Origin of the sequence: Phaeocystidibacter marisrubri, from assembly GCF_008933165.1 — a bacterium.
Classification (GTDB): Bacteria; Bacteroidota; Bacteroidia; order Flavobacteriales; family Schleiferiaceae; genus Phaeocystidibacter; species Phaeocystidibacter marisrubri.
The window spans coordinates 618,387-640,679 of the sequence record NZ_WBVQ01000002.1 but is presented as its reverse complement, the minus strand read 5'-3'; the positions used below and the strand labels follow the sequence as shown (position 1 = coordinate 640,679).

The 22,293-nt window shown below is 45.3% G+C and carries 18 protein-coding genes and 1 tRNA gene; 9 read left to right on the top strand and 10 right to left on the bottom strand.

Annotated features, from left to right (window positions below):
- The first annotated feature begins 5 nt into the window (after positions 1-5).
- On the top strand, positions 6-2,396 hold the full coding sequence (locus tag F8C82_RS10240) for an alpha-amylase family glycosyl hydrolase (RefSeq protein ID WP_151693491.1): 2,391 nt from the start codon (positions 6-8) through the stop codon (positions 2,394-2,396).
- A gap of 262 nt (positions 2,397-2,658) precedes the next feature.
- On the opposite strand, the gene F8C82_RS10235 is transcribed toward F8C82_RS10240, so the two are convergent.
- A tRNA-Leu gene (locus tag F8C82_RS10235) sits at positions 2,659-2,740 on the bottom strand.
- A gap of 102 nt (positions 2,741-2,842) precedes the next feature.
- Here F8C82_RS10235 and F8C82_RS10230 point away from each other — a divergent pair.
- Both F8C82_RS10230 and F8C82_RS10225 read left to right on the top strand, forming a co-directional pair.
- Complete coding sequence (locus F8C82_RS10230) at positions 2,843-3,745, top strand: flavin reductase family protein (protein WP_151693490.1); 903 nt, start codon at positions 2,843-2,845, stop codon at positions 3,743-3,745.
- 1 nt (position 3,746) lies between these two features.
- Complete coding sequence (locus F8C82_RS10225; protein ID WP_151693489.1) at positions 3,747-4,115, top strand: DUF3127 domain-containing protein; 369 nt, start codon at positions 3,747-3,749, stop codon at positions 4,113-4,115.
- A gap of 122 nt (positions 4,116-4,237) precedes the next feature.
- On the opposite strand, the gene F8C82_RS10220 is transcribed toward F8C82_RS10225, so the two are convergent.
- A complete protein-coding gene (locus F8C82_RS10220) occupies positions 4,238-5,377 on the bottom strand; it encodes an SPOR domain-containing protein (protein ID WP_151693488.1) in 1,140 nt (379 codons plus the stop codon).
- Positions 5,378-5,551: 174 nt separating this feature from the next.
- On the opposite strand from F8C82_RS10220, the gene tig reads away from it, so the two are divergent.
- From tig to clpX, 3 genes are read left to right on the top strand one after another with little or no spacing between them, the layout of a single operon-like run.
- Positions 5,552-6,901, top strand: a complete 1,350-nt coding sequence (tig, locus tag F8C82_RS10215; protein WP_170266223.1) for a trigger factor — start codon at positions 5,552-5,554, stop codon at positions 6,899-6,901.
- 33 nt (positions 6,902-6,934) lie between these two features.
- Positions 6,935-7,609: an ATP-dependent Clp endopeptidase proteolytic subunit ClpP gene (clpP, locus tag F8C82_RS10210; RefSeq protein WP_151693486.1), complete on the top strand. Its 675-nt coding sequence runs from the start codon at positions 6,935-6,937 to the stop codon at positions 7,607-7,609.
- Positions 7,610-7,660: 51 nt separating this feature from the next.
- A complete protein-coding gene (clpX, locus tag F8C82_RS10205) occupies positions 7,661-8,905 on the top strand; it encodes an ATP-dependent Clp protease ATP-binding subunit ClpX (RefSeq protein ID WP_151693485.1) in 1,245 nt (414 codons plus the stop codon).
- Positions 8,906-8,994: 89 nt separating this feature from the next.
- Here clpX and F8C82_RS10200 read toward each other — a convergent pair whose 3' ends face one another.
- The 7 genes from F8C82_RS10200 to F8C82_RS10170 form a co-directional block, all read right to left on the bottom strand.
- Complete coding sequence (locus F8C82_RS10200; protein ID WP_151693484.1) at positions 8,995-9,492, bottom strand: dihydrofolate reductase; 498 nt, start codon at positions 9,490-9,492, stop codon at positions 8,995-8,997.
- Positions 9,489-10,535, bottom strand: a complete 1,047-nt coding sequence (locus tag F8C82_RS10195; RefSeq protein WP_151693483.1) for a hypothetical protein — start codon at positions 10,533-10,535, stop codon at positions 9,489-9,491. Before F8C82_RS10195 ends, F8C82_RS10200 begins: the two co-directional genes overlap by 4 nt.
- A 1-nt stretch (position 10,536) precedes the next feature.
- Positions 10,537-11,418, bottom strand: coding sequence for a thymidylate synthase (gene thyA, locus F8C82_RS10190; RefSeq protein WP_151693482.1), 882 nt, complete (start codon positions 11,416-11,418; stop codon positions 10,537-10,539).
- 123 nt (positions 11,419-11,541) lie between these two features.
- Positions 11,542-13,290, bottom strand: a complete 1,749-nt coding sequence (locus F8C82_RS10185) for a NupC/NupG family nucleoside CNT transporter (RefSeq protein ID WP_151693481.1) — start codon at positions 13,288-13,290, stop codon at positions 11,542-11,544.
- A gap of 15 nt (positions 13,291-13,305) precedes the next feature.
- Entirely contained in the window at positions 13,306-13,914 is a 609-nt protein-coding gene (locus F8C82_RS10180; protein WP_151693480.1) for a bifunctional nuclease family protein, read from the bottom strand.
- A 3-nt stretch (positions 13,915-13,917) separates the two neighbouring features.
- Complete coding sequence (locus tag F8C82_RS10175) at positions 13,918-14,886, bottom strand: electron transfer flavoprotein subunit alpha/FixB family protein (RefSeq protein ID WP_151693479.1); 969 nt, start codon at positions 14,884-14,886, stop codon at positions 13,918-13,920.
- Between the two features lie 35 nt (positions 14,887-14,921).
- Positions 14,922-15,662, bottom strand: coding sequence for an electron transfer flavoprotein subunit beta/FixA family protein (locus tag F8C82_RS10170; RefSeq protein ID WP_151693478.1), 741 nt, complete (start codon positions 15,660-15,662; stop codon positions 14,922-14,924).
- A gap of 157 nt (positions 15,663-15,819) precedes the next feature.
- Here F8C82_RS10170 and F8C82_RS10165 point away from each other — a divergent pair, with 157 nt between their 5' ends.
- From F8C82_RS10165 to F8C82_RS10155, 3 genes are all read left to right on the top strand, one after another.
- Positions 15,820-17,913, top strand: a complete 2,094-nt coding sequence (locus F8C82_RS10165; protein ID WP_170266222.1) for a LamG-like jellyroll fold domain-containing protein — start codon at positions 15,820-15,822, stop codon at positions 17,911-17,913.
- Between the two features lie 52 nt (positions 17,914-17,965).
- Positions 17,966-18,946 carry a pyruvate dehydrogenase complex E1 component subunit beta gene (locus tag F8C82_RS10160; protein WP_151693476.1) on the top strand — a complete coding sequence of 327 codons (981 nt, stop codon included), beginning with the start codon at positions 17,966-17,968 and terminating at the stop codon, positions 18,944-18,946.
- Positions 18,947-19,066: 120 nt separating this feature from the next.
- Positions 19,067-21,550, top strand: a complete 2,484-nt coding sequence (locus F8C82_RS10155; RefSeq protein ID WP_223279535.1) for a sodium-translocating pyrophosphatase — start codon at positions 19,067-19,069, stop codon at positions 21,548-21,550.
- 71 nt (positions 21,551-21,621) lie between these two features.
- Here the strand turns inward: F8C82_RS10155 and F8C82_RS10150 are convergent, their stop codons facing one another.
- Positions 21,622-22,236, bottom strand: a complete 615-nt coding sequence (locus F8C82_RS10150; RefSeq protein WP_151693475.1) for a deoxynucleoside kinase — start codon at positions 22,234-22,236, stop codon at positions 21,622-21,624.
- Positions 22,237-22,293: the final 57 nt, after the last annotated feature.

Genomic DNA, 22,293 nt, shown 5'->3' with positions numbered 1-22,293 from the left:
CTGTTATGAATAGAAAACGCCTCATGCTCTCTCTCGTGATTACGATGTTTTCATTTGGGAGTATCGTTCATGCTCAAACGACGGTAAAACCTGTCGTCTTACAAGGCTTTTGGTGGGATTACTGGAACAGTAATTATCCCGGAAGTTGGGCCAACTATTTAACTGAACTAGCTCCGCGTTTGCACGACATGGGGATAGATGCGATTTGGATTCCGCCTATTACCAAAGGGAACAGTGGAGAAGGGTCAGTAGGATATGATGTTTTTGATCAGTATGATTTGGGGGATAAGTTTCAGAAGGGAAGTACCAATACCCGCGTAGGAACCAAGGATGAGGTTTTGCGCATGATTGCCGTGATGCACGCCAATGGTATTCAGGTGATCCAAGACGTGGTTCTCAATCATACCATGGGTGCGGGGGATCAAAATGGTTCACTGGGTTCAGATGTGAATGCTCCCGATGATCCGTATAAGATTTTCAGATATGCTTCATACGCAACACCTGCGGTGTATTCACCAAGTGACAACTACCTGAGCAGATCAGGGAGATGGTTTAAAAATTATCAGAATTTCCACCCAAACAATGACCACAATTGCAACTCGGGAGACATCTGTCAGCAAATGTTTGGTCCGGATATTTGTTACTACAGTGGGGCGTACGGGCAGGCGACTAGTGCGACTTACAATCCAACTCAATCAGCCAACTATATGAGAAATGAAGCCCGAAATTGGGTGATGTGGTTGAAGAAACAAACGGGAGTAGATGGATTTCGATGGGATGCAACGAAGCACTTTCCAGTATGGGTTCAGCAAGATCTCAGCTATAATTTGAAGTATGTATTACCCGCTTGGAGTCAAGGAGGAGAAGCCATGTTCAATGTGGGGGAATATGTTGATTTCAACGCTGGTGGACTGGATGGCTATGTCAATTCAGTTGCTACCGCTAATGGCGGATCTGAATATATGATGGGCGCCTTTGACTTCAGTTTGAGAAGTGGGATCTACAGTATGGTGACTGGATCTGGATTTTACGATATGTCGTCTTTGCCAGGTGCTCAACAAAGCTCTAGAGTAGCATACTATGCTTCGTCCAATACGTATGTGCATCGCACGGTTCCATTCATCAATAATCATGATACGTTCCGACCGCAACTTGATTCGGATGGTAATTATACGGGATGGAATACGGGAGATGAATTGGGACCACACATTGATCCGTTTAACAGCCGTTTACCACTTGCTTATGCTATCGCATTTTCGGTGGATGGATCTCCGCAAGTGTTCTTTGAAGATCTGTTTAATATTGGAGGTAGCGGTAATAGATGGTCGCACGACCCTGCCAACTCTGCTTCTCTAGCGCAAAGAGATGCCATTGTTAATATCATCAAACTGCACCAACAACTCGACTTTAAAAGTGGAGCTTATAAAGTGAGATCTACTAGTGCAGGCGGCAATGCATGGTTCCCTTCAGGAAGCAGTGCGGCAGATTTACTCATTGTAGAGCGCTCTGCTAAAGCCATCATTGCTATGAGCGACAATGGAGCGTCTAGTCAACAAGCTTGGGTAGATACCGATTTTCCTGCGGGTACAATTCTCGTAGATCATGCGGGATATGTGAGTGGTACATCCGTTGTGCAAGGAGATCAACGCGCATTAATTACTGCTCCAGCGGTCAATCCTTCCAATGGTACTTACGGTTATGCCGTTTGGGGTCCGCAAGGAACTCTGCCGACCTATACACCATCGGGAACTACTTCCACCACGCAAGAGTGGGAATTTAGTGACGACTTGGGAGATAGTCATGCGAACAGTTTACAGCAAGGAGGTAGAATTCCTGATTACTCACCTTCTTGGCGTTATGCAGGGAAGATTTATGTAGATGGAACGAGCAATGTGAGTTACACCCTCTATGGCGAATCTGGAAAGATGCTCACCGTGAACTTCCTTGGCGAAAATGGTCAGATGGTTCATAGAGATTCAGGCGATGGGACATATTCCAATACTTTCACTCCTTCTCAAGCCGGATGGTTAACCATGAGGGTGAAGAACAGTAGAGCGAATCAAAGTGGACAAAACTGCTTTTTGAATGTAACCTATACCGCGCCCGCTGTTGTGGATGTATCGAGTAGCTCAAAAATGAATGCTACCGAAAATGAACCATCAGCATCAAATTCGAGCAATGAGCTTGTGGCCTTTTATTCCAATGGTGTAGTAGAAGTAGAATTGCCTTCGGATGGCGGACAGTACCGTTTGGTGGACAATATGGGCAGAACCGTAGCTGCAGGAGAGTTTTTGAATCGAAAAGATGGATTTCAAGTAAGTCAACCCACAGGGGTTTACACACTTACCGTTTCACACGATGGGAACACCTCAGTAGCACGTGTTGCAATTCCCTAATGAATAGAAGACAAATAGGGTGAAAACGACGATTATTCTTAAAGTTGTTTGAAGAGAGAACACGTTTTCTTGACATCGACTTAACGTTCCCCTTACGTCACGCCTATAGCTTCGTGGCATTGTCTTCAACCGTTCTGTAGTTCCGTTTCGACGGGACGGAAAAGGTGGCCTTTTGGTCACCTTTTTTTGTTTTTACGATGTTGCGTACGGCGATTTTTGGCAAGAAAAAACCCTTCAACATTTCTGCTGAAGGGTTTCTCTGTGCGGGCGAAAGGACTCGAACCTTCACACCTTGCGGCACTAGATCCTAAGTCTAGCGTGTCTACCAATTTCACCACGCCCGCTGTTGTGGGGTGCAAATATATACTTTATTCTGATATTCACATTTGAAAAATGAAACTTCCATTCTCAGCTTTGTTATTTTTGCGTCACTAAAAAGGTAGAATATGTTGCGCATCGATCCTAAAGAGTTGGAAACAAAAGAACTACATTCACATTTGCTGAGTTCTATTTCCCCTCGCCCCATTGCATTAGCCAGTACAATTGATGAAGATGGGAATGTAAATCTCAGTCCATTCTCATTTTTTAACGTGTTCAGTGCAAATCCACCGATTGCGATTTTTTCGCCAGCACGTCGCGTTCGCAACAACACCACTAAGGATACATTGAGCAATGTGAAAGCTACCAAGGAAGTGGTGATCAACATTGTAAACTATGCAATGGTAGAGCAGACGAGCTTGTCTTCTACCGAATATCCAACGGGAGTAAATGAGTTTGTAAAAGCTGGATTTACAGAGTTGGAAAGTGAGGTGGTTCGCGCACCTCGTGTGGCAGAATCTCCGGTGCAAATGGAGTGTATTGTGAAGGAGGTGATTGAACTCGGTGATCACGGTGGTGCGGGTAACCTAGTGGTTTGTGAAGTGGTTTTGATGCACATCGACAAGAGTATCTTAGGTGAAGATGGAAAAATTGATCAACACAAGATTGATACGGTTGGTCGTTTGGGCAAAGACTGGTATGTTCGCGCCTCGGGAGATGCCTTGTTTACCGTGGAGAAACCGTTGAGTAGATTGGGCATTGGTGTAGACCAAATTCCAAAGCGCATTCGCGAGAGTTTTATCTTGTCAGGCAACGATTTGGGAAAACTTGGAAATGTAGAATCGCTGCCAAAAGACAGTGAGATTGAAGAGTTTTCAAAGCACCACAGAATCCAGTCGATTATGGATTCCACCACCGATGGTTTGGAGCGCAGAGAAATGCTTCATTACTATGCAAAGGAGTTATTAGAAGAAGGTAAAGTTGAGAAAGCCTGGAAGGCTCTCTTGGTAGATAAATTAAATAGAAGTTGACATGGAATTGACCGGAACCGTAAAGAAGGTATTTGACGAACAGCAAATCTCATCATCTTTCAAAAAAAGAGAGATGGTTTTGACCACAGAAGAACAGTATCCACAATCTATTATGGTGGAGTTTGTTCAAGACAAAACCGATTTGTTGGATCGTATTAAAGAAGGAGATCGCGTAAATGTTTCCATCAATATCCGTGGTCGCGAATGGCAAAGCCCACAAGGTGAAACGAGATATTTCGTAAGCATCCAGGGTTGGAAAATTCAAGCAGAACAACCTGCTGCAGCTGCTGGAGGTTCAGAGCCTCCAATGGATAGCTACTCTGCTTCAGATTTCCCATCTGACGAGCAAGAAGATGATCTTCCGTTCTAATCCGATTGGAACCACATAGAATCCCGACATGCGTCGGGATTTTTTTGTGCTCATTTGAAAAGAATAAAAGAAGCCCCTCGACAACTGCCGAGGGGCTTCTTTAATGATAGCGTAAAGAGTTCTTAGAATTTAATGATCCAGGCTTCTCCAATAACGTGACGAACCGTGGTGAGGTCGGCTTTTGCTGCGGCAAGTGAGCCATAGCTATTGTAAACCACTCGATACGTTTTTAAGTCTTCAATAAAGACCACTTTGTAATCTCCTCCTTGAACCGGTTTGCGATCGGCAAATTCACGTGCGCCTTCTGCTGTAGGGAAGCTACCAATAACAATTCTCCACATGGCATCAGCTGCATTTGCAGAGGTGGTGCCCGCAGGGTTGTTTACGGTGTACTCACTTACACCCGCTTCATTAGACGCGTTTGGATTGGTGCGCAGCACCGTAATTTTATCGTTCAAGCTATCAATATTGTTGTTCATGATAGAGAGAACATTGTAGAGGTCTTCAATTTGGGCGTCGTAACGGCGACGAGAAGTTTCAAGTTCTTCTTGAGCTTCGTCTCTGTCTTGTTCCGCTTTGCGCTTGGCTGCTACCAAGTCGTCATAATCTTCTTGCGTAACTTCTGCCATTGGCGTATGTCCGTTCAGGGCAAATCGAAGACCGATAAACGCCTGACCAATATAATCGTCGTGTTCACCACCTTTGCGAGCATCTACCCAGTCGTGATCGTACATCATATACATGCGGTATCCCGCCATGATGTCCACTTGATTGCTCAATGGATAGCTGAAGTTTCCTCCTATCCCCAAAACAGGAGCGCTTGAAAAAGCACCTTCAGCCGGAACCTTGGCAATCAAATCATTCGTAGCGGCATCAAAACCTACCGCTTGAAGATAACTCCAGCCCAGACTCAAATCGAGATTACCTTGAAGCTTCCAGTCTTTCGAAATGGCACCGAGCACATCGTATTGAAGTCCGAGGGAGCCTTGTAAAAATTGAGTTTCAAAATAGAAGCTGGAGTTTCCTCCATTGGCAGAGCCATAGGTGAGGTCACCGTATACCTGAAGATTGGAATATGCCGTGTACTGAAGTTGAAAACCAGCACCCGGACTCAAAGCCTTGGTAGGGTGGTTGAAATCGGAGTCTCCATACATGAAACTATTCGAAGCATAAGGTACTGCCGACCAATCTCCTTGGTTTTGCGCAGTGGCCATTGTACTAAAGGTGAGAGGTACAAATAGCAAGTGTAGTATTCTCTTCATAGAGTGAGTGTTTCAAACGAAAATAAACATTTCGTTGAGATGTCCACGATTTCCTTACATATAGTTGATATTCTGAAAGTTATAATGGTGCGATATTTCGCGTCATATTTCCTACCTTTGCGCACCTTTTTAGGGGGTAAGATTATTGAAAATCAAATTGCTAAGCGAAATAAGATGAACATCTCAAAGCGACAAATAGATGACCTCAATGTGGTTGTAACGATTCAAGTTACACCCGAAGACTACGCTGATAAGGTAAAAGAGATCCTTGAGGATTATCGCCGTAACGCTAAGATTCCAGGTTTCCGTCCAGGTAAAGTTCCTGCGGGAATGGTGAAGCGTCAGTACGGTAAAGCGGTTACTATTGATGAGGTGAACAAGTTGCTACAGAACAGCATCTTTGAATACATTCAAGAAGAAAAGCTCGATATTCTCGGCAATCCACTTCCTGTTCAAAAGGAAGATATCGATTGGGATTCAACTGAGCCAATCGACTTCGAATTTGAGTTGGGACTTACTCCATCTTTCGAGCTTCCAATCAACAAGAAGACGAAGGTAGCTTACCACACCATTAAGCTCGATAGCAAGGCCATTGACAATGAAGTTGAAGGTGTTGCTCGCCGTTATGGCAAAATGAGTGAACCAGAATCAACAGAGCTAGAAGACATCCTTTACGGTATTCTTGAGCAAGTTGATGCCGATGGAAATACAGTAGAAGGTGGCTTCAATAAAGAAGCTCGTTTCGCTGTAAAAGAGTTGAAGACAAAGAAGAAGCAAGGTGAGGCGATGAAAATGGCCAAGGGTGATGTGATCGATATCAACCCGTCTAAGGACTTTGTGGCTGATTTCAACGTAACCGGTGCTTTGGGTGTCTCTGCAGACGACCTCAAGAACATGGAAGGTGTGAAGTTCACTCTTTCTAATGTTTACCGCATTGAGCCAGCTGAGTTGAACCAAGAGTTGTTCGACAAGGTGTTTGGAGAAGGTGTGGTTACTTCAGAGGAGGAGTTCCGCGCTAAGCTCGAAGAAGAAATGGGCAAGGCTTACGGTCAGGAAACTGACAACTTCTTCTTGAACACGGTTAGCGATATGCTAATGGACAAGGTAGAGTTTGATCTTCCTGTGGCCTTCTTGAAGAAGTGGATGCGTACTGCTGGTGAAACTCCAATTACTGAAGAAGAAGTGGAAGCACAGTGGGACAACACTGCTAAAGGTTTGAAGTGGCAGTTGATCGAGAACAAACTCGTTAAAGACAACCACCTTCACGTTCACAAAGAAGAGTTGGAAGACTACGCTGCAGGATACGTTCGTCAACAAATGGCACAATTCGGTCAAGCGAACCTCGACGATGAGCAAGTGAAGAACATTGCTCAAAGTGTTATTCAAGATCAAGAGCAAGCTCAAGGCATGTCTGATCGTATTTTGAACGACAAGATGATCGCGTTCTTTAAGGAAAACTTGAAGCTGGATGAGAAGGCTGTTTCCTATGACGAATTTGTTAAATTGGTGAACGAACAAAAGTGAGAATCACGCGTTCGTAATCACTAAAACAAGAACATGGATTTCGGTAAAGAATTCAAGAAATACGCGACGAAGCATCAGGGGATTCAGAGCATGTACGTAGATCAATACGTAGATGCTTCCCTGACCCCTTATATCATCGAAGAGCGTCAGCTCAACGTAGCTCAAATGGACGTTTTCTCTCGTTTGATGATGGATCGCATCATCTTTCTAGGGACAGGCGTAAATGATCAGATTGCGAATATTGTTCAAGCGCAACTTCTCTTCTTGGAGAGTGCAGATGCGAAGAAGGATATTCAGATTTACATGAATTCCCCAGGAGGAAGCGTATACGCTGGCTTGGGTATTTATGATACCATGCAAGTGGTCTCTCCAGATGTGGCTACAATTTGTACAGGTATGGCCGCGTCTATGGCTGCTGTACTTCTTTGTGCAGGTGCTGAGGGAAAACGTACGGCGCTACCACATTCTCGCGTTATGATTCATCAGCCAATGGGTGGAGCTCAAGGTCAGGTTTCTGATATGGAAATTACCTTGAAGGAAACGATCAAGCTGAAGAACGAACTTTACGATATTATTTCTAAGCATTCCGGTAAGCCTTTTGAGGATGTAGAGCGCGACAGTGATCGCGATTACTGGATGACTGCGGCAGAAGCCAAAGCCTATGGAATGATTGATGAAGTTCTCGTAACCAAGAAGGGAGCGAAATAATTTAACTGCGACTGTCAAACCCTATTGAGTTAGATGTCGTAAATCGAGTGTATGAAGGAGAAAGAAAATTTGAGTTGTTCGTTTTGTGGGCGCGATAAGAAGGATACAAACATCCTTATCGCGGGTATCAATGGTCATATCTGTGACCAGTGTATTCTGCAAGCGTACAATATTGTCTCTGAAGAACTCGAATCAAAAGAGGTTGAAGATCTTGGTGAAGGCCTAAAATTGGTGAAGCCAAGAGAGATCAAGAAGTTCTTGGATGACTATGTAATTGGTCAGGATGATGCCAAAAAGGTGCTTTCTGTTGCCGTTTACAATCATTACAAGCGCTTGTTGAACGTGTCTGCTCAGAAAGATGAAATCGAACTCGAGAAGTCGAACATCATTTTGGTTGGGGAAACGGGAACGGGAAAAACGCTTCTTGCACGCACCATCGCTAAGATGTTGAATGTGCCTTTTACCATTGTAGATGCAACCGTGTTGACGGAAGCAGGTTATGTGGGTGAAGACGTAGAAAGCATCCTCACTCGTTTGCTTCAAGCGGCAAACTACGACACGAAAGCGGCCGAAAGAGGAATTGTTTTCATCGATGAAATCGACAAGATTGCTCGTAAATCGGATAACCCTTCCATCACCCGCGACGTGAGTGGTGAAGGTGTTCAACAGGCATTGCTGAAATTGTTGGAAGGTTCCAAGGTGAATGTACCGCCACAAGGTGGACGCAAGCACCCTGACCAAAAGTTCATTGAACTCGATACCAAGAACATTCTTTTTGTGGCAGGTGGTGCATTTGATGGCATCAAACGTCACATCACGAACCGAATGAATACGAGTACGGTTGGATTCCAAGCCAGTGCAGATCGTCAGCATGTAAATGACGACGAGTACTTGAAGTACATCATTCCACAGGATTTAAAAACCTTTGGATTGATTCCAGAATTGATCGGTCGTATGCCTGTTCTAACGTATCTCAATCCTCTTGACGTAGAAGCGATGCGTCAAATCCTTACGGAGCCTAAGAATGCACTCATCAAGCAATACGCTAAGTTGTTTGAGCTCGACGATATCGAACTTAAGGTGGAAGATTCAGCACTTGAGTTTATCGTAGAGAAAGCAAATGAGTCGAAGTTAGGTGCTCGTGGTTTGCGCGGTATTTGCGAAACGATTTTCACAGACGCCATGTTCGATCTTCCTTCTCATGAAGGAGAGAAACACGTGCTGGTTGTGGATCGAGACTACGCAGAGCAACAATACAAAAAGCTAGGCGGCTCCAAGCTGAAAGCAGCAAGTTGAAAATAGAAAAGGCTCCTGAGAGGGAGCCTTTTTTCGTTTAAAGTCTATCGTCCATTGGACGACTCACTTACCTTCATTCCTCTTACAAACTAATCTGCCGCCCTTTCGTACCTCGTAATCGTAAAAGACTGTGCGTGTTTTTCATCCACAGGGTGGAAGTCCTCTTTTACCACCTTCCATTCTTCGTGATTGATCTCTGGAAAGAAAGCATCGGCATCACCAAAGTCGTGATGAATGTGGGTGATTTCGAGTTGTTGAGCATGAGGCATGGCAAGTGCATATATCTGGGCACCTCCAACAATGAAAGGGCGATCGTCATCACGCACTAAATCCAATGCGGATTGCAGATCATTGACAACACTTACACCTTCAGCAGAATAGTGAGGGTCTCTCGTGATCACCACATTGTGTCTTTTGGGGAGCGGCTTTGCCCCGATGGAGTCGAATGTCTTTCTGCCCATAATTACCGCGTGTCCCTTTGTAGATGAAACAAAGTGCTTCATGTCGTCTGGAAGATTCCAAATGAGATCGTTGTCTTTACCTAGCGCGTTGCGCTCGTCTATGGCGGCGATAAGTGTAAGTGTCATGGTTTGAAAATTACCATTGTGGGAGTTTCGAGTCCAGTTGGCGAGAGTGTGCCTTCTATGGAACAGATGCGTTTCACTTTACCATCTTCAAGTTCCAGACTGGTTATTATTTTTCCTGAATCGGGATCGGCAATCAAGAGAATGCTTCTTTCATTTAGGTCAATTTCAACAGGCAGAACTAAGTCGCTCATGGCGTCCATGTGCACCGTGTCCCAGTCGGTTTTTCCAGCGTTGAAGGTGTATTCTCCATAGGCGGTGAGCCACAGGTTTAAATATTTTTTCCAATCTCCTTCTGGCTCACTTGCCATGGAAATCTGACGCTTCCATTCGGGAAGTGCTTCAGGAAGCACAACATTTGGACGAAAGCTCAGAATGAATTGAGCTTCACCTGCTGGAAGTTCACTGCTAATGGTTAGGAGGTGCTTTAGAACGAAGTCGTTCCAAGTGGGATCGGCCTTTGGACTAAAAGCGAAACAATGCGGTTGGCCCAAGTCATCCATAGTAACGAGCCAGTTGAGTTGCTCCCTTGAATAGAGGCCGTCTTGAATGGCTAAAGATTCCAAGGTGGAATTTGCGCGGCTTGATAATCCAGTCGGTTTGGGTTGAAGTCGACCATCAATACAACACGTGGCTAACCGTGGGATACTCATGTAAATCGCGAAGTGTCCAGCGTAATCATCCTCTAGGGGAAGTTGATATAAACGTCCTTGTATCAGAGCACCATATACGGTTGATGGGGTTGAAACGACTTCTACTTTTTGTACGCGATTGTACTCAACTTCAATAAGCACTTCGCACGTTGCGTCGAGCTGAACGTGTAAGTTCTCGAATTCACGTGAGAGCTGATCGCTCAAATACGATATAACGCCACTTCTAAAGGATGAATCGGAATCACTATTGGAATAGCCATCAATTTCGGGAAACCCGCTAGTCATCACCGCTAGTCCACCACTGGGGAAGCGTTCTGTAGTTACTTGCGAAAACGCAGGCTTACACAGGAAGATTAAAACTGCAAGAATGAGATGTACAGTTCCTATCCTCATTTTACACGGCAACTTGAGCTTTGATGTGAGGATGTGGATCGTAACCTTCAATCGCGAAATCATCGAACTTAAAATCCAGAATATTCTTAACGCTTGGATTGATTACCAGTTTTGGGAGTGTTCTGAAATCGCGAGAGAGTTGTTCTTTCACTTGATCGATGTGGTTCAAGTAAATGTGAGCATCACCAAGAGTATGCACAAAATCCCCGACTTCTAAGTTGCACGCTTGTGCAATCATGTGGGTCAACATGGCATAACTAGCAATATTGAAAGGTACTCCCAAGAAGATGTCAGCACTTCGTTGGTACAGTTGGCAGCTCAACTTACCGTCGGCTACATAAAACTGGAAGAAAGCGTGGCAAGGAGGAAGGGCCATATCTTGTATCATTCCCGGGTTCCATGCGGACACAATGAGTCTTCGAGAATCTGGAGTGTTCTTGATTTGTTCGATCACATTCAATAGTTGGTCTACGGACTCTCCGTTCGGTGTAGGCCAAGACCTCCACTGGTAACCATAAACAGGACCTAAGTCGCCCCATTGTTTGGCAAAGTTATCGTCAGTTGCAACGCGCTCGGCGAATTCACGAATGGTTTCGCCGTTGTAGGCCTCCGACATCTGGAACTTGGCAAATGGCCAATCGTCCCAAATGCGCACACCGTTTTGATCGAGATACTGTATGTTGGTGTCGCCTTGAATAAACCAAAGCAACTCGTGAAGAATGGACTTGATATGGAGCTTTTTAGTCGTCATGAGCGGGAACCCTTCGTTCAAGTCAAATCGCATTTGATAGCCAAATACGCTGATGGTTCCTGTGCCTGTACGGTCGTCTTTCTTCACTCCGTTATCGAGCACGTGCTGCATGAGGTCGTGATACTGCTTCATAGTCGTTCTTCCCTAGAAATTTCAATGTGAAATACTGAGGAAAGATACAAAATAGGGTAGGTGAGTCGCGTTAGGAAAAGGTTAGTTATTCACGCGAAATTAACCTAGTGATAGTCTTGAGCACTACGTCAACATCCCCACTATCGCTGCTGTAAATAACGAAGCCATGGTTCCGGCGAGAAGTGCGCGTAGTCCTAGTTTGCTAAGTTCGCCTCTTCTGCTTGGGGCAAGTGAGCCGATACCGCCAATTTGGATTCCGATGCTCGCGAAGTTTGCAAATCCACATAAGATGTACGTGGCAATCATTGCGCTTCGAGATTCGAGGAAGGCACCACTGTGAATCATGTTGCCCATGGTGGTGTAGGCGTAAAATTCATTTAGGATGGTTTTCTCTCCAAGTAATTGACCCACTGCTAGGGTGTCGGCGCCATCTACCCCCATCAACCAAGTGAGAGGCGAAAGGGTGTAGCCCAAAATGAATTGAAGAGAAAGCTCTTTGTACTGACCGTTTGAGAACTCGGCAATCTTACCGTTCCAACCCGTTACATCTCCCAAGAAATCGCCTAGGAAGGAGTTAAACATGTAAATGAAAGCGGTGAAGACGAGAAGCATTGCGCCTACGTTAATCGCCAGTTTCAAGCCATCGGTTGTTCCGTTTGAAATAGCCTCTAACCAATTGGAGCCAATCTTATTTTCGCTGATCTTCATGTCAGTGTTCACCTCCTTTGTCTCTGGTACGAGAAGTTTTGCAGAGATAATAGCGGCAGGAGCTGACATCACTGAGGCGGCCAACAAGTGCTTGGCGAAATAGAGTTCTTGTGCTGGGTTTCCATCTCCTAAAAAAGTGATGAAAGCCGCGAGAACACCACCCGCAATGGTTGCCATTCCTCCACTCATCAAGCAAAGCAATTCGCTCTTTGTCATACCCGTGATGTAGGGTTTAACAAGCAAGGGAGCTTCTGTTTGACCTAAAAAGATGTTACCAGCGGCAGCCAAACTCTCCGCACCGCTGAGTCCCATGGTTCTCCGCATCACCCAGGCAAAGGCGTAAACAACCTTCTGGAGGATGCCATAGTAATACAACAAGCTCGTAAGTGCAGAGAAGAAAATTACGGTAGGCAAGACTTGGAAGGCAAAGATGTATCCGAAGCTGTCGGTATTCTGAACAAGAGATCCGAAGAGGAACAAAGAGCCTTCATAGGTGAAGCCGAGTAGCTTGACGAACAGTTTACTAACGGCATCAATACCGGTTTGAACGGCTTTCACGTGAAGCACTCCAAATGCAATGACCAATTGAAAAAGCAATCCGATTCCAATCTGCTTCCACTTGATATTTCGCTTGTCTTTCGAGAAGATATAGCCAATGATCACCAGGAGCATAAGTCCCATCATCCCTCGCCCGATGTGGTTGATGGAAAATGCGAATTCAATTTTCGTTGAGGTGATAAAGGGTTTCTTAGGGATGATGCGTTGAAACGAGAACTGAACACTTCCTTCGCGAATGGCAAGAATGCTATCTGAAAGTGCGGTTACTTCGTAAAATCGTGTTGTGTCAGAAGGTTGTGTGTAGTGAAACACCAACTGACCTTCACTTGCTTCCCAAGTACCCTGGGCCAGCAAGTTGTTTTTTGAGGCGAGGAAATAGGAGAATGAAGAATCTTCGCGAATGACTAAAGAATCACTCTCTGTTACGGGAAGCAAAGAATTTCCACTCGTGCTTCGAATTCCTTCAAACCCGTATTTACCGGAAAGTGTGGGTGGTGCAACTGCCTCAGGAGTCTCCAGTTTTTTATTGTCGCCCACAATAATGCCAGTGACAAAAATGGCCGAGGTGAAGACAATAGCAATGAGTGCGATGAACTTAAATCGCATAAGGCCTAGATTAGGTTATTTGGATTCTCGTCGGTCTATTTCATCTCGAATCCGAGCGGCCAATTCATAGTCTTCACTATTTACAGCCTTCTCCATCATTTCGTTGAGTTTTTTCAAACTCGCAGATTCAAGCGGATTTTCACCCTTTGGCTTTTCCGCTTCTTGTGGAGGGGTAGAGGTAGATTGAGCTTCTGCAGTTTTGGATTCTTCCTCTTGGAGGATCAATCCGGCCGATTGGAGTACTTCTTCTGTCGTGTAAATAGGGCAATCAAAGCGGATGGCAATGGCTACGGCGTCGGAAGGACGTGCATCTAGAATTTCTGTTTTTCCGTCTTTGATACAGTGAAGATTGGCATAGAAAACCCCGTCCTTGATCTTGTGAATCACAATTTCGGTTACGCCGATGCCATACGATTCTGCGAAGTTCTTGAAAAGGTCATGAGTCAATGGGCGAGGAGGTGAAACCATTTTTTCCAATGCAATGGCAATGGCTTGGGCTTCAAATCCACCTATGACGATAGGTAGCTTACGCACGCCATTCTCTTCAGCGAGAATGAGTGCGTAAGCGCCTGTTTGTCTTTCGCTGTACGATAGACCTTTAATCGTCAACAGTATTTTGTGCATTCCTTACTGGTTGGCTTTGAAGCTTTTAAGTGCTTCTGTCAACTTTGGAACAACTTCAAAAGCGTCGCCAACAATACCGTAATCCGCTGCTTTGAAGAAAGGAGCTTCTGGGTCGTTGTTGATTACCACAATTGTTTTTGATCCACTTACACCTGCAAGGTGTTGAATTGCGCCGGAAATACCAACTGCAATGTACAGTGAAGGGTTAATTTGAATACCAGTTTGTCCAACGTGCTCGCTGTGAGGACGCCATCCAATATCACTAACTGGCTTAGAACATGCGGTACCAGCGCCAAGAACATCAGCGAGTTCTTCAATCATGGTCCAGTTCTCTGGAGCTTTCATACCTCTACCAGCACTTACCACTAGGTCAGCTTCTGGAAGTGGAATTTTGCCTTTCACGCGATCTACGTCAATTACGTTAACACGTGAGTCAGCAGCAGCGGAGCTGGAGTGAGAAGAAACCGAAGCGCTTCCGCCTGTTTCTTTAACTCCCAATGCGTTGGGTACAATGCTCACAACCACTTTTTCTGCGTTGGTTTGGTAATCTACCAAGCCTTTGTTGGAGAATGCATTTCTGCGAACAGTGAAAGGAGCAAAGTTGCTTGGGATATCAATCGCGTTGCTGATGTATGATGCACCTGCTTTAACGCTCAACATTGGGCCAATCATCTTGCCGTTGTTCGTTCCGCTAAGAACGATGTGTTTTGCACCTTTAGCTTCGGCTACTTCTGCAATTGCAGTGGCCCAAACTGAGGCATTAAATGAAGCAAATGCGTCCCCTTCAACGGTAACAACTTCACTTGCGCCATATTTTCCCAATTCGGCAGGGTCGCTTTCAAGTGCGCCTACAGCAACTGCGATGACATTTGTGCCTTCCGCTTCGGCTAGACCGTGTGCGTAGCTAACTGCTTCGTTGGTGATTTTCTTAAATTTTCCTTCCCAGGATTCAGCAAATACAATAACTGCCATTTCCGTAGTATTTTATGTTGTCCGTACCAGACGGATTAAATCGCTTTTGCTTCGTTGTGTAGTAGTTGAACTAGCTCTTCTGCTGAATCAACCAATTTCACAGCGGCCTTCGCTGCAGGCTTTTCAAATTTCACAGCCGTTGTACGCGCATCGGCAGAAACGGCTTCAACCGTTGCCAATGGCTTTGTACGAGCCGTCATGATGCCACGCATGTTTGGAATGCGGAGATCCTTTTCTTCCACCAATCCTTTTTTACCTCCAAGGACGATAGGAAGTGACATAGTACTCTTCTCTTTTCCGCCATCAATTTCGCGAAGAACAGTGGCTGTAGAACCGTCAATATCCAAACCAACACAAGGGCTGGCAAATGGAAGATCGAGAAGGGCTGCAAGCATACCTCCAACTTGACCTCCGTTGTAATCGATGGATTCTTGACCACAAATAATCAAGTCGTAACCGCCATCTTTCGCCACAGCAGCGAGCTGCTCAGCAACGAAATATGCGTCGGTTGGATTGGCATTTACGCGAATGGCATCGTCTGCGCCAATAGCCAGTGCTTTACGAAGTGTAGGTTCGGTGGTAGCGTCGCCAACATTGATTGCGGTTACCGTGCCGCCATTTGCCTCTTTCAACTGGATGGCCTTGGTTAGACCAAACTCGTCGTATGGGTTGATGATGAATTGAACACCATTGGTGTCGAATTCCGTATTGTCGTTCACAAAGTTAATCTTGGACGTGGTGTCCGGAACGTGACTAATACAAACTAATATCTTCATATAGAGCCTTTTTCAACTTGAAACTTCTTTCCTGCCAAAAATAACTAAAAAATACCCGATGAACGCGCAGATTTTCAAACCAATTTAATATTCATGCCTAACACCTTGCAGAAAGTAGTGTGGTGGTATGTCTTCATATTCTTACATTTACGTTTGCATGCGACTCAAACTACTCACCATCGTCCTATTTGGGGTGCTCTTCTGTTGGCAAATGGAAGGGCAAGATTACGCATTAAACATGCGTGCCGGAGGTCAAAATGTCCACTTCGAGATACCGAGTGGAGCTACCGATAATTTCAAGACTCTCAGTTTTTGGATTAAGCCGAATTCAACATGGGATGCTACGTTGAGTCAACCCATTCCAATTGTTGTAAAAGATAAGTATGACGTCAGTACCACCTGGGGTGGGAGGTTTTTAATTTATGTGGATAATGGACAGGTGATCTGGACTATTGGAGATTATAATGGCCCGGCAGCTGGCTATTCCATTGCCAGTGATAAGTCGCGTTGGGAAGCGGATATCTGGTACCACATGGCCTTTGTTCTCCATCCTCAATCAGGGATGCAGATGTATGTCAATGGAATTTTGCAGAATTCCACCAATCCGAGAACGGATTTGCCGCCGGGACCTGTAGAAGGAGCGGATGAACCATTTATTGTAGGTGCTTGGGGAACGGGTGAACATTACTACTTGCCCGCTCAATTGGATGAATTCCGAATTTGGAGTGTGGCTAAAACCGAGAATGACATTCGAGCGAACATGTGTACTCGAGTGGGGTGTGTGAATGGTTTGGTGTTGAATTACAACTTCAATTCAATGGTTCCGAACGGTTTGACCGATGTGTGCGGAATCCATTCACTCCCTTACGAAGCGAGTATTACTTCGCAGCGATATAAGTTGAGTACGGCTCCATTGGGAGATAAGAGTGAATACTTGTACACGAATTCCTTCCCCGGCAACGAGCTGGCAGGTGAATTAGTGGCTGATTCCATCATCTTGACCAATATGAATATAGCCCCCAATGAAGGGATGCATATATATATGTCTACTGGACGCCCTGCTGTTCAAGCCGGTTTGCCAGATAGTATTCAATACGCGGAAGGAATTCTAGGTGTTTGGTCTACCGATACCAACGCCCGATTCGATGTGAGAATCGTTTTGGATCCGACCACTTCAGATTGTCAGAACTGTACATTTCTGATGTCCCGCGATCGTCAGGTAGATTCCTTTTATTTCCGAACTGAGCCATTGACCTCCTGTGGATATGAGATGCAGAATGAAAGTGATAATGGGAGGAGATGGCGCGAGGAATATTATCCCATTCACCAATTCCGATTCTTGCCTGGAATGGATGATTCACTGGCTATTTGCGCAAATGGTCAGTACCGATTGTCCGTTCGATTCTTGCAGGATGCAACCTATCTATGGGACAATGGGTCTACCGCGGATGGTCGCTTTATCAATCAATCGGGGAAGTATTGGGTGGAGATGGATTACCGAGGTTGCAAGAGCAGCGATACCATTTATGTCACCTTGGATAGCGTTCCTGAATTCGATTTCGGATTCACGGATACCACAATTTGTCAGGGTGATACCATTACTATAGAATGTCCGCTTCCCGGTGTGAAATACGAATGGAAGCGAGGAGATACAACTCGAGCGATTCAAATTTGGGAGAAGGGGATTTACCGTTTGGAAACCACCTATGGAATTTGCTCGCATCGCGATCAGTTTGCCGTTCAGGTGATTCCGAGATTAAATGCCGATTTAGGTCCGGACAGTACCTTGTGTTTGGGACAAGAGCGAAGCTGGAGGTTTAATCCTACTGTAGGAAGTTATCTGTGGTGGGATGGAAGTAGAAGCTCATCAAACAGTGTGTTTAATCAGCCTGGAACGTATTGGGTTCAGATTGAAAACGAGTGTTTTATTGCTACAGATACCGTCACTTTTGACTTTATTGATTGTGATTGTAGAATCGATATTCCGAACACCTTTACACCGAATCTGGATCGGGTAAACGATCAAACGGGCGTATTTACCCGATGCTATTTTAGGTACTACGAATTTGTGGTGATGGATAGATGGGGCAATCGGGTGTTTTATTCCGAAGACGCCAACGAGCGCTGGGATGGTACCTTTAATGGTGAGAATTGTCCACAGGGAATCTATTCTTATGTCCTGAGTTACAGGCGGTGGACGGGGCCAAAAGAGCCTGTCGTTAAATCGGGAACGATGATGCTACTCAGATAGGCGATTCATCAAGCCTTTTTATATAAATTTGCGCTCCGCAGATAAGATAACTATGAGAACGATTCAATTTCGCGAAGCTGTGGCTGAGGCCATGAGCGAAGAGATGCGCCAAGACGAGAACATCCTGTTGATGGGTGAAGAAGTGGCGGAATACAATGGAGCTTACAAAGCTTCCAAAGGAATGCTCGACGAGTTCGGTCCAAAGCGAGTGATTGATACCCCTATTGCCGAATTGGGCTTTGCCGGAATTGGTGTGGGTGCAGCCATGGGCGGTTTGCGTCCAATTGTAGAGTTCATGACCTGGAACTTCTCCATGGTGGCTATTGATCAAATCATCAACAATGCTGCGAAGATTCGCCAGATGAGCGGAGGTCAGTTCAACGTGCCAATTACGTTCCGTGGACCAACGGCTTCTGCAGGTCAGCTCGCCGCTACGCACTCTCAAGCGTTTGAGAGTTGGTATGCAAACTGTCCGGGTTTGAAAGTAGTGGTACCCGCTAATCCTTACGATGCGAAGGGGTTGTTGAAATCAGCTATCCGCGATAATGATCCGGTTTTGTTCATGGAAAGTGAGCAGATGTATGGCGATAAAGGTGAAGTTCCAGAAGAGGAGTACACTTTGCCATTGGGTGTTGCCGATATCAAGCGCAGCGGATCAGATGTAACTGTAGTTTCTTTCGGAAAGATTTTGAAAGTGGCTCAATCTGCTGCTGACGAAATGGCGAAAGACGGTGTTGAAGTAGAGTTGATCGACTTGAGAACTGTACGACCTATCGATTATGATACTGTCATTGAATCTGTGAAGAAGACAAACCGATTGGTGATTGTGGAAGAAGCTTGGCCATTGGGTAATATCAGTACAGAAATCAGTTACATGGTTCAAAAACGCGCATTTGATTTCTTGGATGCTCCGGTTATTCGTGTGAATACCGCAGATACTCCGGCGGCTTATGCTCCAACCCTTCTGGAGGCGTTTTTACCAAATACAGAAAAAGTGGTTAAAGCCATACGTTCAGTGATGTACATGGACTGATTGCCATGTGTTAATTGCAGAATGTAACAATTCATAATGTATATTTAGGCCCCGGTGAAAACACCGGGGCTTTCTTTTTTTTAAGGAATATCAATCTATAAAGAACTGAACTAAACTACCATGGAAGATTCCACGATGTACCTGGTTCCACTGCTCGGCGTAATTGGCCTAGTTGTGATGATCGTTAAAGCGATTTGGGTAAATAAACAAGATGCAGGTGATGAAACGATGCAAGAACTGGCGGGCCATATTGCCCGAGGAGCCTTGGCCTTCCTGAAAGCGGAATGGCGTGTATTGAGCATCTTCGCCGCGGCGGCAGCCGTTTTGTTGGCATGGTCTGGCGAATTGGTAGAGCACTCAGACTGGGTGATTGCCGTTGCATTCATCATTGGTGCTTTCTTCTCTGCATTTGCAGGTTGGATTGGAATGAACATCGCCACAAAATCAAATGTACGTACCACGCAAGCGGCTCGCACGAGCTTAGCACAAGCTCTAAAAGTTTCCTTCACAGGAGGTTCGGTAATGGGATTGGGCGTTGCAGGTCTTGCTGTACTTGGCTTGGGTATTTTGTTTATCCTTTTCTCAGGTATGTATGATGATATGGAAACCGCTCTAGAAGTTCTAGCAGGTTTCTCTCTAGGTGCTGAATCTATCGCGCTTTTTGCTCGTGTAGGTGGTGGTATTTACACCAAGGCAGCCGACGTAGGTGCTGACCTTGTAGGTAAAGTAGAAGCGGGAATTCCTGAAGATGATCCGCGTAACCCTGCAACCATTGCAGACAACGTGGGCGATAACGTAGGTGACGTTGCAGGTATGGGTGCCGATCTTTTCGGTTCGTATGTTGCAACGATCCTTGCTACCATGGTATTGGGTAGAGAAATTACAGCTAACCATGATGATTTTGGTGGTCAATCGCCCATCTTGCTTCCAATGGTTATTGCCGGTTTGGGAATCATATTCTCCATTATCGGAATGCTCTTCGTGAAAGTGAAGGGTGAGAACGACAGTGTACAAGCTGCCTTGAACAAAGGCAACTGGGGGTCGATGATTCTTACAGCTATCGCCTCTTACTTTATTGTGACCTATATGCTTCCTGAAACTATGGTGTTCGATCGTTCAGGATTGGAGTTTTCGAACCTCGATGTATTCTATGCCATTATGGTAGGACTTGTAGTAGGTGCCTTGATGTCCATCATCACGGAATATTATACCGCTATGGGGCGTCGTCCGGTAATGAGTATTGTAAAGCAATCTGGAACTGGTCACGCGACAAACATCATTGGAGGTTTGGCTATTGGTATGGAATCTACGGTGCTTCCAATTCTCGTGTTGGCAGCTGGTATTTACGGATCATTTGCTTTTGCAGGACTTTACGGTGTGGCTATCGCTGCGGCGGGTATGATGGCAACTACAGCTATGCAGTTGGCAATTGATGCCTTCGGTCCTATTGCTGATAATGCAGGTGGTATTGCTGAAATGAGCGGTCTTCCTGGTGAAGTTCGCGATCGTACCGACAACCTCGACGCCGTGGGTAATACTACCGCTGCAACAGGTAAAGGTTTCGCTATTGCTTCTGCAGCTCTTACAGCGCTTGCTCTATTTGCAGCGTATGTTGGTTTGGCAGGCATCAACAGCATTGATATCTACAAAGCCGAAGTGTTGGCGATGTTGTTTGTTGGGGGAATGATTCCATTCATATTCTCATCATTGGCAATTGCCGCAGTAGGTAGAGCAGCCATGGATATGGTGAAAGAAGTTCGTCGCCAGTTCAAAGAAATTCCAGGTATCATGGAAGGAACGGCAAAGCCAGAATATGAGAAGTGTGTGGAGATTTCTACACGTGCTTCCATTCGCGAAATGATTGCCCCAGGTGCTTTGGCTATTGTGTCTCCGGCTCTAGTTGGTTTCCTCTTTGGTCCTGAAGCTCTTGGTGGATTGTTGGCCGGTATCACGGTATCAGGTGTGTTGATGGGTATGTTCCAGAACAACGCCGGTGGTGCATGGGATAACGCGAAGAAGTCCTTTGAAAAAGGAGTAGAGATTGAAGGAAAGATGGAGTACAAAGGTTCAGACCCTCACAAGGCTTCTGTAACCGGTGATACCGTTGGTGATCCATTCAAAGATACTTCTGGACCGTCAATGAACATCCTCATTAAGCTTACTTCTATTGTAGCTTTGATTATCGCTCCACACATCCATGTAGATGGTGGTGGTCATTCTTCTGCTTCATCTCTACCTACCATAGGGGGAGCTGTTCCTTATCAGTTTGAGAAGGTTCAAGAAGAGACTGCTGTTACCATCAGCGATGCTTCAGTAATGATGTTTCACGGAACAGAAGGATCCGCTGAAATCCATGTTAAAGGTGGTGAAGTGATGGTGATGAACGGCAGACCTGTGCTCGTTAACCTTATGTTTGACGAAAGAGAGCTAGCTCCATTAACAGCGATGGCAGGCGTTCATGGCGTTACTTGTGATGTTTATCATTTCGACAAGAATAAAGGTGAGGCTAAAGGATTGCTTGAAATGCGCAATTCAACCACCACGGTTAAGATGGAATTTATGGTGAATGACAAAGGAGTGATCTCCGGAAGAATTGACATGTAATTCCAATCGCTATAAAGCAAAAACCCTGGCCGAAAGGTCAGGGTTTTTTTATGCAGTGAAATCGCGATTAATCAGAATAAGCCGTTGATCTCCGCGTCTATTTTGTTGATGATTTCGCCCAAATCTTCTGGGTTGTCAGGGAAACGGTTCTTGTCGATATCAATCACTAATAACTTTCCCCGATTGTAGCTGGAAATCCAAGCCTCATAGCGTTCATTGAGTCGATTTAAGTAGTCAATGCGAATGTTGTTTTCGTACTGGCGACCTCTCTTCTGAATCTGATCTACCAATGTGGGAATTGAAGCCCTCAAATAGATGAGTAGATCTGGTGGCTGAAGGAATGATTCCATCAAGTGGAAGAGCGACATGTAGTTGTCGAAGTCTCTGGAGGTCATCAGTCCCATGGCGTGCAAGTTGGGAGCGAAGATGTATGCGTCCTCGTAGATCGTTCTATCTTGAACCACCTTCTTATCCTCATTGCGGATATCAACAACTTGACGAAATCTCGAGTTGAGGAAGTAAATCTGAAGGTTGAAAGACCAGCGTTGCATCTCTGTATAGAAGTCGTCCAAATATGGATTTTCCTCTACGTCTTCGTAATGGGCTTCCCAATTGTAATGCTTGGCAAGCATCCCGGTGAGGGTTGTTTTTCCTGAGCCGATGTTACCGGCAATGGCAATGTGCATCCTACTTTATTTCAGTCGTTAGAACCCATTTTAATGGCGAGCTAAAGTACGGATTTT

What these genes read in the sequence shown, in the direction of transcription:
- F8C82_RS10155 (WP_223279535.1), top strand. Translation starts at nt 19,067, where the DNA reads ATGGAAGATTCCACGATGTACCTGGTTCCACTGCTCGGCGTAATTGGC.
- F8C82_RS10200 (WP_151693484.1), bottom strand. Translation starts at nt 9,492, where the DNA reads ATGACACTTACACTTATCGCCGCCATAGACGAGCGCAACGCGCTAGGT.
- F8C82_RS10180 (WP_151693480.1), bottom strand. Translation starts at nt 13,914, where the DNA reads ATGCACAAAATACTGTTGACGATTAAAGGTCTATCGTACAGCGAAAGA.
- F8C82_RS10175 (WP_151693479.1), bottom strand. Translation starts at nt 14,886, where the DNA reads ATGGCAGTTATTGTATTTGCTGAATCCTGGGAAGGAAAATTTAAGAAA.
- F8C82_RS10225 (WP_151693489.1), top strand. Translation starts at nt 3,747, where the DNA reads ATGGAATTGACCGGAACCGTAAAGAAGGTATTTGACGAACAGCAAATC.
- F8C82_RS10165 (WP_170266222.1), top strand. Translation starts at nt 15,820, where the DNA reads ATGCGACTCAAACTACTCACCATCGTCCTATTTGGGGTGCTCTTCTGT.
- F8C82_RS10170 (WP_151693478.1), bottom strand. Translation starts at nt 15,662, where the DNA reads ATGAAGATATTAGTTTGTATTAGTCACGTTCCGGACACCACGTCCAAG.
- tig (WP_170266223.1), top strand. Translation starts at nt 5,552, where the DNA reads ATGAACATCTCAAAGCGACAAATAGATGACCTCAATGTGGTTGTAACG.
- F8C82_RS10150 (WP_151693475.1), bottom strand. Translation starts at nt 22,236, where the DNA reads ATGCACATTGCCATTGCCGGTAACATCGGCTCAGGAAAAACAACCCTC.
- thyA (WP_151693482.1), bottom strand. Translation starts at nt 11,418, where the DNA reads ATGAAGCAGTATCACGACCTCATGCAGCACGTGCTCGATAACGGAGTG.
- F8C82_RS10185 (WP_151693481.1), bottom strand. Translation starts at nt 13,290, where the DNA reads ATGCGATTTAAGTTCATCGCACTCATTGCTATTGTCTTCACCTCGGCC.
- F8C82_RS10230 (WP_151693490.1), top strand. Translation starts at nt 2,843, where the DNA reads ATGTTGCGCATCGATCCTAAAGAGTTGGAAACAAAAGAACTACATTCA.
- F8C82_RS10160 (WP_151693476.1), top strand. Translation starts at nt 17,966, where the DNA reads ATGAGAACGATTCAATTTCGCGAAGCTGTGGCTGAGGCCATGAGCGAA.
- F8C82_RS10240 (WP_151693491.1), top strand. Translation starts at nt 6, where the DNA reads ATGAATAGAAAACGCCTCATGCTCTCTCTCGTGATTACGATGTTTTCA.
- clpX (WP_151693485.1), top strand. Translation starts at nt 7,661, where the DNA reads ATGAAGGAGAAAGAAAATTTGAGTTGTTCGTTTTGTGGGCGCGATAAG.
- clpP (WP_151693486.1), top strand. Translation starts at nt 6,935, where the DNA reads ATGGATTTCGGTAAAGAATTCAAGAAATACGCGACGAAGCATCAGGGG.
- F8C82_RS10195 (WP_151693483.1), bottom strand. Translation starts at nt 10,535, where the DNA reads ATGAGGATAGGAACTGTACATCTCATTCTTGCAGTTTTAATCTTCCTG.
- F8C82_RS10220 (WP_151693488.1), bottom strand. Translation starts at nt 5,377, where the DNA reads ATGAAGAGAATACTACACTTGCTATTTGTACCTCTCACCTTTAGTACA.